This window comes from Streptomyces sp. NPDC043680 (assembly GCF_056436685.1).
The window spans coordinates 479,785-492,314 of the sequence record NZ_JBWKCE010000001.1; the positions used below are offsets into that span (position 1 = coordinate 479,785).

Sequence of the window (12,530 nt, forward strand, 5' to 3'; positions counted from 1 at the left end):
CCTCGCCGACCTGAAGCTGGTCATGCTGCACGGAATTGTCCCGTTCCTTCTCCGGCGCTCGGTCACAAGCGCGGGTCGGACCGATTGGTCCCCCTACACCCCTTACTGAGGTTTCAACGACCACATGGGTTGCCTGGGACCGGTGTGACGTGGTGTGTGCCACGTGGGAACGGGACGTACGAGGGAAGGAGTCGAACAGGACCGGGGCTCAGCCGGTGCCGGGCTCGGCCCGGGGACCCTTCAGGACCTTGCTGATCCACTCCAGGGAGCCTTCCTTCATCCCCCTGACGTAGTGCCAGCCGTTGTGCTCGCCGTTCTGGATGTCGCGGATGGTCATCTTGACCGGACCCTTGCCGAACTGCTGCTGGAAGGCGGTCATCCGCTGCTTCCCGCTCTCCTTGGTCCCGATCTGGAAGTTGATGTAGACCTCGGGTCCGTTGCGGTCGATCAGCTGCTGGGCGAGCTTCTCCGGGTTGTTCGCGTCCATCTCCGCCTGGTGGCCCTTCCAGAGCGGGGAGTCGGGGACGATCTCGCCACCGCTGGCGATCACCGCCTTGAAGCGGTCGGGGTACTGCAGCACGGTCTTCATGCCGACGAAGGCGCCCGAGGAGGAGCCCATGAAGGCCCAGCCGTCGCGGGACTTGTACGTACGGAAGTTGGCGCGGGCGAAGTCCGGGACGTCCTCGGCGATCCAGGTGCCCATCTTCGGCTGACCGGGGATGTCGGAGCCGTCGTAGTAGTACTTGTTGTCCGGGTTCAGCACCGGCATGACCAGGATGAACGGCAGGCTGGTGCCGGCCTGGACGCCCTCGCTGACGGCCTTCTGCAGGCCCAGGCTGCGGTCCGCCCAGTAGTTGGTCGGGAAGCCGTTGCCGCCGGGAAGCGCGATGAGCACCGGGAAGGCGCTCTTGGCGTACGTCGGGTCGTCGTACTCCTTGGGCGTCCACACCCAGACGTCGCCCTCGAAGCCGGACTTCGCGCCCGCGAGGCGGGTCTTCGCGATGACCGTGCCGTCATCGAGCTTGGTCGTCTGCTTGAAGTCGGACTTCGGGCCGGCCGGCAGGACCACGTCCGGGTCCCCGCTGGGCTTGGCCGGGGTCTGCGGCGCCCCCGGCGACGGCGTGGCGCCGCCGGGGGCGTCCGGGGTGGGAGCGGGGGACGGCGCCTTGCCGAAGCTCACCGCGCCGCCGTTGCCGGAGAACCAGTCGAGCTTCCAGGCGGCGAAGCCCGCGCCGCCGAGCAGGAGGGCGAACGCCACGGCGACGCCGGTCCATATCGCGCGCCGGGAGCGCTTGCGCTGCTGGTACGGGTACTGGTCCACGGACGGTGCTCCGAACGGTCATGCCTGTCCCCCGACGGGACAGAACGGCTGGTTCGCTACGGGGTCTGCCGGGCGCACGGGGGCCGGCGGACGCGGGTCGGGCGGGCGCGGGGCCGGCTGGACGCACCGGGTCGGCGGGCGCGGGGCCTGCTGGACGGCGGCGGCCCTCACCTCTGCGCTTCGAGCGCCTCCGCGCACCGGCCCAGCAGGCGGATCAGCAGCTCGCGCTCCTCCGCGGAGAAGGCGGCGGCGAGCGCCCGCTCGACCTCCACCGCGCCGGCGTCGGCCAGCTCCATGGCGGCCCGCCCCTCCTCCGTGAGCCGGGTCTCCAGCACGTTGCGGTGCCATTCGTGCGGGCTCCGCTCGATGAGCCCGCGCTCCTGGAGGTTCTTCAACACGGTGTTCATCGTCGGCGGCGTCACCCCGCACAGGCGGGCGAGGGCGGCGGCGGAGATCCCCGGCTTCTCGGCGAGCCAGAGCAGCGCGGCGTACTGCGGAACCGTTACCCCGGCCGGCTTGCAGGCGGCGTTCTTCGCCGCGAGGAGCGCCTGCTCGGCGCGCTTGATGTGCGAGCCGATGCGCTCCTCGGGAGGCATGGAGGTCATCCCCGCATCCTACGGGCCTTGCATGGATTAGAGCTCTAACCTATCTTCGTGGTCACCTACATGGAAGAGGACATCGCCGTGCCGAAGAAGTTCCTGCCCGTCCCGCTCCTGACCCTGACCACCGTGCTCGCCCTGGGCGCGGCGCCGGCCGCCCAGGCCGCCGGCCGCACGCCTGCGGACAGCCGTATCACCACCGCGTTCACCCTCCCCGGCCAGAAGGTCTACCCCGAGGGCATAGCCGCCGACCCGCGCAACCACACCGTCTACGTGGGCTCGTACGCGGACGGCACCGTCTACCGGGCCCGTCCCGGCCGGGCCGCCGCCGAGGTCTTCCTGCCCCCGGGCACCGACGGGCGCCACACCGCGAACGGACTGCGCGTCGACCTGCGCGGGCGCCTGTGGGTCACCGACTCCACCTCGGGCGTCTCCGTCTACGACACCGGTTCCGGCACGCGCCTGGCCCACTTCGAAGTCACCGGGTCCGAGCCCCTCTTCGTCAACGACCTGGCCATCACCCCGGACGGCACGGCCTACCTGACGGACAGCGTCCGCGGGGTGGTCTACCGGGTCACCCCGGAGCTGCTCGCCGCGGGCTCGGGCCCGCTGACCGCCGCGTACGACCTGCGCCCGTACCTCACCCCGCCCGTCGAGGGCCGCTTCTCCCTCAACGGCATCGTGGCGGACCCGGCCGGGCGCTTCCTGCTGGCCGTGGACATGGTGGCGGGCGACCTCCACCGGATCGACCTGCGCACTGGTGCGATCTCCCGGGTGGCGCTGCACGGGGGCGACCTCCTGCATGCCGACGGCCTCGACCTCGCCCCCGACGGCACCCTGCGCGTCGCCCACAACACCACGAACACCCTGACCCGCTGGCGCCTAAGCCCCGACGGCACCGAGGCCCGGCTGAGCCGGACGGTCACGGACCCGTCCCTGCAGATCCCGACCACCCTCAGCCACACGCCGGGCCGGACGCTGGTGGTCCGCTCCCAGTTCGACAAGGGCGGCCCGATGGGCCCGGGGACCCCGACGACCTTCACGGTCGCGTCCGTCCGCGGGCTCTGAGCCCGGGACCGCGGCTCTCAGGAGGCGCCGGTTACGGTGATCTCCGACTCCATCCCCAAGTCCTTGTGTCCGTCGACGGGGCAGTAGAGCTCGTACCGTCCGGACTTCAGGGTGATGTCGAGGTGGTCGCTCTCCCCGGGAGCCAGGGTCTTGGAGCGGTGCTCCCCGCCCGGACCCTCGATCTCCAGGGCGTGCTGGTGGTGGCCGGTGTTCTTGACCACGAACGTGTAAGGGCCGGCCTTGAACGCCTTCTGCGACAGTCCGATGCGGAAGTCGCTCAGGTCCGCCTCGACCCGCATGGCCGCCGCCACCGCGCTCCCGCCCGCCGGCGGCGGAGCGGTCGTGGAAGTGGCCGATCCGTCCCCGCAGGCGCCGAGCAGCCCGGCGGCCAGTGCTCCGGCCGCCAGGGCCAGGCCCGCCCGGCTGCGTGCCCGCGCCGTTCCCGCTGTTCCCGTCTTCGTTCCCGCCATCACTCAGCCCTCCGGACGTTCCCTCGGAGGGGATACGGCCGGAGTGGAGCTGAGGATTGTGGGCATCTGGGAGAGAATGGGCCAGTGTGCCGCAATCCCATCGCGGGAGCCGCCCGTATCCAGTGATGTGCAGAGAATGGGCCTGCCGCTCGGACGCGCACCGGACGAGGCACTGCTGTCGGGTCTGGCAACCGGCGATCCAGAGATCGCTGTCGCGTTCGTTCGGCGCTTCCAGCGGACGGTGTTCGGCGTGGCCATTGCCGTGGTGGGGGATCCGCAGCTCGCCGAGGACGTCGCACAGCAGACGTTCGAGCGGGCGTGGAAGCATGCCCAGATCTACGACGCCCGCCGAGGGTCGGTACGCACCTGGCTGACGACCATCGCGCACAACCTGGCGATCGACGCGGTCCGGGCCCGCCGGGCCGCCCCCGTCGCCCCCGAGGACTTGGACGCCCTGCTCGACGTCGTGACGGAAACCCCCGAGCAGCGGGCCGTGGCCGCGGAGACGTCGGCCGGGGTCCGTACCGCGGTGGCGGCCCTGCCCAGGGAGCAGGCACGCGCCCTGGTGATGGCGGGGATCTACGGCATGACCGCGCAGCAGATCGCCGACATGGAGCGGATCCCGCTGGGTACGGCGAAGACCCGCATCAGGGCCGCGATGCACAAGCTGCGGATCACCCTGGGGGCCGAGGAGAGCCGGCGATGAGCGAGATGACCTGCGAGCACCTGAGGGAACTCGACGCCGAGCTGGCGCTGGGCATTCTCCCGGCCCAGGAACGCGCCCGAGCGGTCGCCCACCTGGACCGGTGCGCCGACTGCCGGGTACGCATCGAGCAGCTGTCCCTGGCCGCCGACGTCCTGCTCGAACTGCTGCCGGGCACGGAACCGCCGGTCGGCTTCGAGTCCCGCGTGGCCAAGGCCCTGCGCCAGTCCAACCCGCCTGCACGGCGGCGCCTCCTCCGGCCGCGGATGGCGGCCGTGGCGGCGGCCCTGGCCGTGGCCTGCGGATTCGCCGGCTGGGCGGCCGGCACGGCGATCAACCAGGCCACCGCACCCTCCTCCGTCACGTCCCCGGCGAACGCCGAGCTCGTCCAGGCGCCCCTGATGGCGGACGGGCTGGAGGTGGGCCGGATATTCGTCCACCCCGGTACGGAGGGGTGGGTCTACATGGCGGTGGACCTGGAGGGCGAGGAGCTCGGCGCGGTCCGGTGCGTACTGGTCCACCCGGACGGCAGCACCACCTCGCTCGGCACCTTCGCCCTCAGCGAGGGCTACGGCTACTGGGTGGCGCCGGCCCACGTGGACCCCACGACGCTGTCCTCGGCCCGCCTCCTCGCACCGGACGGCTCGACGGTCGCGACGGCGCGGTTCACCTAGAGCGGCGGCGGAGGCCCGGGCCCCTCACTCGGCGATCTCGGTCCGCTCCCACCACTCGTACACCGGCATCCGCCCCTCGGGGCCGTCCTGCTGCCGGGAGGTGGCCCGGAAGTGCTCGTAGCCACCCCGGTGCCGGATCTTCAGGTCTTCTCCGGAAGGGGCGGCGGGAACGACCCGCTCCTGCAGGTCGTCCGGTCCGCCCTCAAGAACTGCCTTGCCAGCCATACCCCCAGTCTCACGACCCGTCCCCCGCCCCGCACCTCGACGCCCCATCCCAGGACTACAACGACGCATTGTGTACACATGAGACACTCGGTACCTTTGGGCGCATGACACAGCCGCTGCCCATGAAGTCCATCCGTGAGGTACGCGCACACCTGGCTGAGGTCGTGGAGCGCGCCGATCGCGACGACGTCCCCACGGTGATCACGCGCCGGGGCAAGGAAGTGGCCGCCGTCGTCTCCATCGAGGTGCTGCGCAAGTACCAGGAGTGGGAAGAGCGCGAGATCAACCGGATCATCGATGAGCGCATGGCCAACCCGGCACCCGGCATCCCGATCGAGGACGTCATGAGGGAGACGCTGGCGCGCGGTGAGTGAGTACCGAACCGTCTTCCGCCCCGAGGCACAGGCCGAGCTTCGCAAGATCCCCCGCGACATGGCGCTGCGCATCCTGGCCAAGCTGACCGAGCTGGAGAGCGACCCCTTCGGATCCAACACCGCGGCGCTCGTATCGCAGCCGGAACGCCGTCGCCTGCAGGTCGGCGACTACCGCCTCGTCTACACGATCGACAACGGAGAGCTCGTGGTGTGGATCGTGCACGTCGGACACCGCTCGACCGTCTACGACACGTGATACGAGCTGATCCGGCGCCAGAATCTCCAGTACCCGTCCAGCACGGTGACGGCGAAGGGGCCGACCCCTGGAGGAGTCGACCCCTTCACCTGCGCGCTTGCGAGATCAGCTCGCGGTGCGGCAACGGCCGGATCACACGTTGAAGCGGAACTCGACCACGTCGCCGTCCTGCATGACGTAGTCCTTGCCCTCCATGCGGGCCTTGCCCTTGGCGCGGGCCTCCGTGACCGAGCCGCAGGCGACCAGGTCCTCGAAGGAGATGACCTCGGCCTTGATGAAGCCGCGCTGGAAGTCCGTGTGGATCACGCCCGCCGCCTCCGGGGCCGTGGCGCCCTTCTTGATGGTCCAGGCGCGGGTTTCCTTCGGGCCGGCCGTCAGGTAGGTCTGGAGGCCCAGGGTCTGGAAGCCGACGCGGCCCAGCGTGGCCAGGCCGGGCTCCTGCTGGCCCACCGACTGGAGGAGCTCCAGGGCCTCCTCGTCGTCCAGCTCGGCGAGGTCCTGCTCCAGCTTGGCGTTCAGGAAGATCGCCTCCGCCGGGGCGACCAGCGCGCTCTGCTCCGCCTTGAAGGCGTCGTCCATCAGCTCGTCCTCGTCCACGTTGAAGACGTACAGGAACGGCTTCGTGGTCAGCAGGTGGAGCTCGTGGAGGAGGTCGCCCTGCTCGGTGCCCTTCGTGATGCCCTGGGAGAAGAGCGTGTCGCCCGCCTCCAGGATCTTCTGGGCCTTCTCGACCGCCGCCAGGACCGCGACCTTGTCCTTCTGGAGGCGGGACTCCTTCGTCAGGCGGGGGACCGCCTTCTCGATGGACTGGAGGTCGGCGAGGATCAGCTCGGTGTTGATCGTCTCGATGTCGTCCTTGGGCGAGACCTTGCCGTCGACGTGTACGACGTTCTCGTCCTTGAAGGCCCGGATGACCTGGCAGATCGCGTCCGACTCGCGGATGTTGGCGAGGAACTTGTTGCCGAGGCCCTCGCCCTCCGAGGCGCCGCGGACGATGCCGGCGATGTCGACGAAGTCGACCGTGGCCGGGAGGACCCGCTGCGAGCCGAAGATGCCGGCCAGGACGGCCAGGCGGGGGTCCGGGACACCGACGACGCCGACGTTCGGCTCGATCGTGGCGAACGGGTAGTTGGCCGCCAGCACGTCGTTCTTGGTCAGGGCGTTGAACAGGGTCGACTTGCCGACATTCGGCAGACCGACGATTCCGATCGTGAGCGACACGTTGGCGACTTCCCGTAGCTGGAGGGGGCGGCGGCCCAGGAGAGGGCCACCGGACAGTTTACTTTCCGATGAGCTGCTCTCGTTGTACGCGTGTCCCCGCCCCGATCCCGCGCCCGTCGCGCCTAGCGTGGTGGGGTGGAGCAATACAGGACGCGCTCGGTGGATCACCCGCAGCGACAGCGGCAGGGACAGCGGCACCGGCACGGCCAGGTGCCCGCGCAGGGCGGGCGTCCGCGGCCCCGGCCGGCGCCGGTGCGCCGCATGCCGCGGGCCCGGCTGACCGGGCTCGGCGGCGGGATGTTCGCCTGCGCCGCCATGGCGCTGGCGGCCGCGATCGCCTGGCTGCTCTTCGACAGCTCGCTCTTCGCATACGGGCTCCTCTTCCTGCCCGTCTGCGCCGCCACGGCGCTGTGGGTCCGGCCCGCCGACCTGATCACGGCGCCGATCAGCGCGCCGATCGCCTTCGCCGCCGGAGTGTGGCCCCTCACGGGCGGCTCCGGCGGCTTCGGCGCCCAGCTCATGGGCGTCGTGTCGGCCCTGTCCCTGCACGCCGGCTGGCTGTACGGGGGGACGCTCGTCGCCGCCCTGGTCGCGCTGGTGCGCAAGGCGGTGCTGATCGGGCGCCGCAGGCTCCCCCGCCGGACCGCCTGAGCCCGTACCCGCCGGACCGCCGGAGCCCGTACGCGCCGGACGCGGACCGCTGCCCGCCGGAGCCTGCCCGCCGGACCGCTGCCCGCCCAGGCCCTAGCGGTCGGCCGCCGACGTCACCCCGGCGGCCTTCGCCGCCATGGCCGCCCCCACGATTCCCGCGTTGTTCTGCAAGGCCGCGGGGACGATCTCTGCCCGGATGCCGTCGATCAGCGGGAGGAACTTCTCCGGCTTGCGGCTGACGCCGCCGCCCAGGATGAAGAGGTCCGGGGAGAACAGCATCTCCACGTGGGCCATGTACTTCTCCAGCCGCCTCGCCCAGCGCTCCCAGGTGAGCTCGTGGTCCTCCTTGGCCTTGACCGACGCCCGCGTCTCCGCGTCGTGGCCCTTCAGCTCCAGGTGCCCGAGCTCCGTGTTCGGCACCAGCCGGCCGTCGGTGAACAGGGCGCTGCCGATGCCCGTGCCCAGGGTGAGCAGGATGACCGTGCCGGTGCGCCCGCGGCCCGCGCCGTAGGTCATCTCCGCGACGCCGGCGGCGTCCGCGTCGTTCAGGACGGTGACCGGCAGGCCGCCCAGGCGCTCGCGCAGCAGCGCGGCGGTGTCGACGCCGATCCACGCCTTGTCCATGTTGGCCGCCGAACGGGTGACGCCGCCCGTGACCACTCCCGGGAACGTCACCCCCACGGGGCCGTCCCAGCCGAAGTGGTCCACCACCTCGGCCACGCATCCGGCCACCCCGTCCGGGGTGGCCGGATGCGGTGTCAGCACTTTGTGGCGCTCCTGCGCCAGCTCGCCACGGTCAAGGTCCACAGGAGCGCCCTTGATCCCGGTACCGCCGATGTCCACGCCGAAGATCTGCATGGAATCACCGTACGAAACGAAGCCGCTACTTGTCGGCGACCAGTGCAGCCGCTTCGGCGCGCAGGTCGCGGCGCAGCTCCTTCGGCAGCGAGAAGACGATCGACTCCTCGGCGGTCTTGACGATCTCGACGTCCTCGAAGCCGCGCTCCGCCAGCCACTCCAGCACCTGCTCGACCAGCACCTCCGGCACCGAGGCGCCCGAGGTCAGGCCGACCGTGCCGACGCCCTCCAGCCAGGCCTCGTCGATCTCGCTCGCGAAGTCGACCAGGTGTGCGGCGCGCGCGCCGGCGTCGAGCGCGACCTCGACCAGCCGGATCGAGTTCGAGGAGTTCTTGGAGCCGACGACGATGACCAGGTCGGAGTCCGCGCCCATCGCCTTGACCGCGGCCTGCCGGTTCGACGTGGCGTAGCAGATGTCGTCGCTCGGCGGGGAGACGAGCAGGGGGAACTTCTGCTTCAGCGCGTCGACCGTCTCCATGGTCTCGTCGACCGAGAGGGTGGTCTGGGAGAGCCAGACGACCTTGGACTCGTCGCGCACCTCGACCTTGTCGACGTCCGCGGGGCCGTCCACGATCGTGATGTGGTCCGGGGCCTCGCCGGAGGTTCCGATGACCTCCTCGTGGCCCTCGTGGCCGATGAGGAGGATGTCGAAGTCCTCCTGCGCGTACCGGATCGCCTCTTTGTGGACCTTGGTGACCAGCGGGCAGGTCGCGTCGATCGTCGCGAGCCTGCCGCGCGCCGCCTCCTCGTGCACCACCGGGGCCACGCCGTGCGCGGAGAACATCACGATGGAGCCCTCGGGCACCTCCTCCGTCCGCTCGACGAAGATGGCCCCCTTCTTCTCCAGGGTCTGGACGACGTACTTGTTGTGCACGATCTCGTGCCGGACGTAGACCGGCGCCCCGTACTGTTCGAGGGCCTTCTCGACGGCGATCACGGCTCGGTCCACGCCCGCGCAGTAGCCGCGGGGGGCGGCGAGCAGGACGCGGCGGGAAGCGGGAGCAGGGGCGGCAGCACTCATGCGGTCCATCGTACGGGGGTCTTGCGAAGGCCGGGCGTCGGCCGCCGCGCCCGGACTGGGTGCAGGTGTCGGACGTCCGTACCGACCGCCCCCGGAGGAATGATGGCGTCCGTGACGGATTCCGGTTCCAGTACGACGCCTGCGGCCGCCCTGCGGCGGAGCCTGGGCTTCCGGGACCTGGTCGTCTACGGGCTGCTCTTCATCGCCCCCATGGCCCCGGTCGGGATCTTCGGCACCCTCGACGCGAAATCCCACGGCGCCGTCGCCCTCGTGTACCTCTGCGCGACCGCTGCGATGGCGTTCACGGCCTTCTCGTACGCGCAGATGGTGCAGGTGGCCCCGCAGGCCGGTTCGGTGTTCACGTACGCCCGCAAGGGGCTGGGCGAGGGTCCGGGGCTGATCGCCGGGTGGATGGCGATGCTCGACTACCTGCTGATCCCGGCCGTCGCGTACTTGTTCTGCGGGATCGCGATGAACGCGCTGGTGCCGCAGGTGTCGCGCTGGGTGTGGACGGCGCTGGCGGTGCTGGTGACGACGGCGCTCAACCTGCGGGGCGTACGGGCGGCGGCGCGTGTGGGCTTCGCCGTGCTCACCCTGGAGATCGCGGTGCTGCTGGTGTTCATGGCCGGCGCGGTGGCCGTCCTGGTCCGGGACGGGGCGCGGCGCGGCTGGCTGTCCCCGCTGACCGGGGACGGCGCGGCGGGCGGCTTCCCGGTGGCCGCGGTGCTGGGCGCGGTGTCCGTCGCGGTCCTGTCCTACCTCGGCTTCGACGCGATCGCCTCGTTCGCGGAGGAGGTGACGGGGGGTTCGCAGCGGGTGGCCCGGGCGGTGTTGTTCTGCCTGGGGCTGGCGGGACTGCTGTTCCTCGTGCAGAGCTATCTGGCAGCGCTGCTGATGCCGGTGTCCTCGGCGGAGCTGGCGGCGGACCCGGCGCAGCAGGGGCCGGCCTTCTACACCGCCGTGGAGTCCTCGGTGGGCTCCTGGCTGCACGACCTGGTCGCGGTGAGCAAGGCGGTGGGCGCGGCGTTCGCGGCGCTGGCCGGGCAGGCGGCGGCCGGGCGGCTGGTGTTCGCGATGGCCCGGGAGCGGCGGCTGCCGGGGGTGCTGGCGCGGACCTCGGCCGGGACGCCGCGGCCGGCGCTGCTGGTGGCGGCCGCGGTGACCCTGGTGGCGGCGGTGTGGGCGGCCGGGCGCGACGACGGGCTCGACCACCTGGTGTCGGTGGTGGACATCGGGGCGCTGGTGGCGTTCACCCTGCTGCACGCGTCGGTGGTGGGGTGGTTCGTCGTGCGCCGGGCGGCGGGCGCGCCGGTGTGGTGGCGGCACCTGGTGGTGCCGGTGCTGGGCGCGGCGGTGATGGTGGCGGTGATCGTCGGGGCGTCCTGGACGGCGCAGGTGGCGGGGGCGGTGTGGCTGGCGGCGGGGCTGGGCGTGCTGGCCGTCCAGCGCGGCCGACGCGCGGCGGATCCGGGGGACGCCCTCTGACCCGTGTCGGTCCCGGCCGCTAGCCTGCGTGCATGGGTCTGAATACGTCGGCCGAGGCGCCGCTGCCGGTCGGTCAGGTGTCCCGGCTCATCGGGGGCTGGATCGACCGGCTCGGGCAGGTGTGGGTGGAGGGGCAGATCACGCAGCTCTCCCGGCGGCCGGGGGCGGGGGTGGTCTTCCTGACGCTGCGCGACCCGTCGCACGACATCTCGATCGGCGTGACCTGCTTCCGCCAGGTGTACGACGAGGTCGCGGACGCCGTGACGGAGGGCGCCCGGGTCGTCGTACTGGCCAAGCCGGAGTGGTACGCGCCGCGCGGGCAGCTGTCCCTGCGGGCGACGGAGATACGGCCGGTCGGCATCGGGGAGCTGCTCGCCCGGCTGGAGCGGCTCAAGCGGTCGCTGGCCTCGGAGGGCCTGTTCGCGCTGGAGCGCAAGAAGCCGCTGCCGTTCCTGCCGCAGCTGATCGGGCTGGTGGTCGGGCGGGCCTCGGCTGCCGAGCGCGATGTGCTGGAGAACGCCCGGCGGCGGTGGCCGGCGGTCCGTTTCGAGGTGCGCAACGTGGCGGTGCAGGGGGTGAATGCCGTGCCGCAGGTGATCCAGGCGGTCAAGGAGCTCGACGCCCTGGACGAGGTCGATGTGATCATCGTGGCGCGGGGCGGCGGCAGCGTGGAGGACCTGCTGCCGTTTTCCGACGAGGAGGTCGTACGGACGGTCGCGGCGGCCCGCACCCCGGTCGTCTCGGCGATCGGGCACGAGCCGGACTCGCCGCTGCTGGACCTGGTGGCGGACCTGCGGGCCTCGACGCCCACGGACGCGGCGAAGAAGGTGGTCCCGGACGTCGGCGAGGAGCTGGAGCGGGTACGCCAGCTCCAGGCCCGCGGGCTGCGCGCGGTACGCGGACTGCTCGACCGGGAGGAGCGCGGGCTGGCGCAGGCGCTGGCCCGGCCCGTCTTCGTCCATCCGCAGCGGATGGTGGAGAGCCGGGAGGACGAGCTGGAGGCCCTGCTCGGGCGCAGCCGGCGCACGCTGGGGCATCTGCTGGACCGGGCGGACTCGGAGCTCGGGCACACGCTCGCCCGGGTGGTGGCCCTCTCCCCCGCGGCGACGCTGGAGCGGGGGTACGCCGTGCTCCAGCGGGCGGACGGGCACGTGGTCCGCTCCCCCCAGGAGGTCGCGGCGGACGAGGTGCTGCGGGCCCGGGTGGCTGAGGGCGAGTTCTCCGTACGGGTCCGCGAGTGAGGCGGGCCGCGGGCCCCGCCGCGCCGGGGCGGGCACGGCGGATCAGGAATGCGGACACGGAAGGGCACGGGAATGACTGAAACCGGTACCTCGTTGGGGTACGAGCAGGCGCGGGACGAACTCATCGAGGTCGTCCGGAAGCTGGAGGCGGGCGGTACCTCGCTGGAGGATTCGCTGGCTCTGTGGGAGCGCGGGGAGGAGCTCGCGAAGGTGTGCCGCCGCTGGTTGGAGGGCGCCCGCGCGAGGCTCGACTCGGCGCTCGCGGCCCGTGAGGCCGAGGGCGAGGAGGGCGGCGGGCGGGACGGGCGGGACGCCTGAGGCCGGGCGTCGCGGGGCAAACGTGATTCAAGCCACTCGACGACA

16 protein-coding genes are annotated in these 12,530 nt (G+C 71.8%); 9 read left to right on the forward strand and 7 right to left on the reverse strand.

What is annotated here, in order from left to right; translation table 11 throughout:
- Positions 1–208: 208 nt before the first annotated feature.
- Together AC0666_RS02160 and AC0666_RS02165 are read right to left on the reverse strand one after the other, a co-directional pair.
- A complete protein-coding gene (locus AC0666_RS02160; RefSeq protein ID WP_478706923.1) occupies positions 209–1,321 on the reverse strand; it encodes an alpha/beta hydrolase in 1,113 nt (370 codons plus the stop codon).
- Positions 1,322–1,488: 167 nt separating this feature from the next.
- On the reverse strand, positions 1,489–1,926 hold the full coding sequence (locus AC0666_RS02165; protein ID WP_478706924.1) for a MarR family winged helix-turn-helix transcriptional regulator: 438 nt from the start codon (positions 1,924–1,926) through the stop codon (positions 1,489–1,491).
- Positions 1,927–1,974: 48 nt separating this feature from the next.
- Here AC0666_RS02165 and AC0666_RS02170 point away from each other — a divergent pair, with 48 nt between their 5' ends.
- Positions 1,975–2,988: an SMP-30/gluconolactonase/LRE family protein gene (locus AC0666_RS02170; RefSeq protein ID WP_468963160.1), complete on the forward strand. Its 1,014-nt coding sequence runs from the start codon at positions 1,975–1,977 to the stop codon at positions 2,986–2,988.
- 17 nt (positions 2,989–3,005) lie between these two features.
- Here the strand turns inward: AC0666_RS02170 and AC0666_RS02175 are convergent, their stop codons facing one another.
- A complete protein-coding gene (locus tag AC0666_RS02175) occupies positions 3,006–3,458 on the reverse strand; it encodes a cupredoxin domain-containing protein (protein WP_478706925.1) in 453 nt (150 codons plus the stop codon).
- Between the two features lie 136 nt (positions 3,459–3,594).
- On the opposite strand from AC0666_RS02175, the gene AC0666_RS02180 reads away from it, so the two are divergent.
- Both AC0666_RS02180 and AC0666_RS02185 read left to right on the forward strand, forming a co-directional pair.
- Positions 3,595–4,164: an RNA polymerase sigma factor gene (locus AC0666_RS02180; protein WP_468582286.1), complete on the forward strand. Its 570-nt coding sequence runs from the start codon at positions 3,595–3,597 to the stop codon at positions 4,162–4,164.
- Complete coding sequence (locus AC0666_RS02185; protein WP_468582288.1) at positions 4,161–4,835, forward strand: hypothetical protein; 675 nt, start codon at positions 4,161–4,163, stop codon at positions 4,833–4,835. The genes AC0666_RS02180 and AC0666_RS02185 overlap by 4 nt, the downstream gene beginning before the upstream one ends.
- Positions 4,836–4,859: 24 nt before the next feature.
- Here AC0666_RS02185 and AC0666_RS02190 read toward each other — a convergent pair whose 3' ends face one another.
- Positions 4,860–5,060 carry a DUF5988 family protein gene (locus AC0666_RS02190; protein WP_468963156.1) on the reverse strand — a complete coding sequence of 67 codons (201 nt, stop codon included), beginning with the start codon at positions 5,058–5,060 and terminating at the stop codon, positions 4,860–4,862.
- Between the two features lie 104 nt (positions 5,061–5,164).
- On the opposite strand from AC0666_RS02190, the gene AC0666_RS02195 reads away from it, so the two are divergent.
- Positions 5,165–5,434: a type II toxin-antitoxin system Phd/YefM family antitoxin gene (locus AC0666_RS02195; RefSeq protein WP_468963154.1), complete on the forward strand. Its 270-nt coding sequence runs from the start codon at positions 5,165–5,167 to the stop codon at positions 5,432–5,434.
- The gene (locus AC0666_RS02200; protein WP_478706926.1) at positions 5,427–5,690 is read left to right on the forward strand and encodes a type II toxin-antitoxin system RelE family toxin; all 264 of its coding nucleotides are present in this window, start codon (positions 5,427–5,429) and stop codon (positions 5,688–5,690) included. The genes AC0666_RS02195 and AC0666_RS02200 overlap by 8 nt, the downstream gene beginning before the upstream one ends.
- 132 nt (positions 5,691–5,822) lie before the next feature.
- On the opposite strand, the gene ychF is transcribed toward AC0666_RS02200, so the two are convergent.
- Complete coding sequence (gene ychF, locus AC0666_RS02205; RefSeq protein ID WP_356845373.1) at positions 5,823–6,911, reverse strand: redox-regulated ATPase YchF; 1,089 nt, start codon at positions 6,909–6,911, stop codon at positions 5,823–5,825.
- A gap of 159 nt (positions 6,912–7,070) precedes the next feature.
- On the opposite strand from ychF, the gene AC0666_RS02210 reads away from it, so the two are divergent.
- Positions 7,071–7,562, forward strand: coding sequence for a DUF6542 domain-containing protein (locus tag AC0666_RS02210; RefSeq protein WP_468963150.1), 492 nt, complete (start codon positions 7,071–7,073; stop codon positions 7,560–7,562).
- A 93-nt stretch (positions 7,563–7,655) separates the two neighbouring features.
- Here the strand turns inward: AC0666_RS02210 and ppgK are convergent, their stop codons facing one another.
- On the reverse strand, positions 7,656–8,420 hold the full coding sequence (ppgK, locus tag AC0666_RS02215; RefSeq protein WP_468963148.1) for a polyphosphate--glucose phosphotransferase: 765 nt from the start codon (positions 8,418–8,420) through the stop codon (positions 7,656–7,658).
- Between the two features lie 25 nt (positions 8,421–8,445).
- A complete protein-coding gene (locus tag AC0666_RS02220) occupies positions 8,446–9,450 on the reverse strand; it encodes a 4-hydroxy-3-methylbut-2-enyl diphosphate reductase (protein WP_468963146.1) in 1,005 nt (334 codons plus the stop codon).
- Positions 9,451–9,543: 93 nt separating this feature from the next.
- Between AC0666_RS02220 and AC0666_RS02225 the strand changes: the two genes are divergently transcribed.
- The 3 genes from AC0666_RS02225 (at position 9,544) to AC0666_RS02235 (ending at position 12,485) form a co-directional block, all read left to right on the forward strand.
- On the forward strand, positions 9,544–10,926 hold the full coding sequence (locus AC0666_RS02225; RefSeq protein ID WP_478706927.1) for an APC family permease: 1,383 nt from the start codon (positions 9,544–9,546) through the stop codon (positions 10,924–10,926).
- Between the two features lie 32 nt (positions 10,927–10,958).
- The gene (gene xseA / locus AC0666_RS02230) at positions 10,959–12,167 is read left to right on the forward strand and encodes an exodeoxyribonuclease VII large subunit (protein WP_361719621.1); all 1,209 of its coding nucleotides are present in this window, start codon (positions 10,959–10,961) and stop codon (positions 12,165–12,167) included.
- A 72-nt stretch (positions 12,168–12,239) separates the two neighbouring features.
- Positions 12,240–12,485: an exodeoxyribonuclease VII small subunit gene (locus tag AC0666_RS02235; RefSeq protein WP_468963143.1), complete on the forward strand. Its 246-nt coding sequence runs from the start codon at positions 12,240–12,242 to the stop codon at positions 12,483–12,485.
- Positions 12,486–12,530 lie beyond the last annotated feature (45 nt).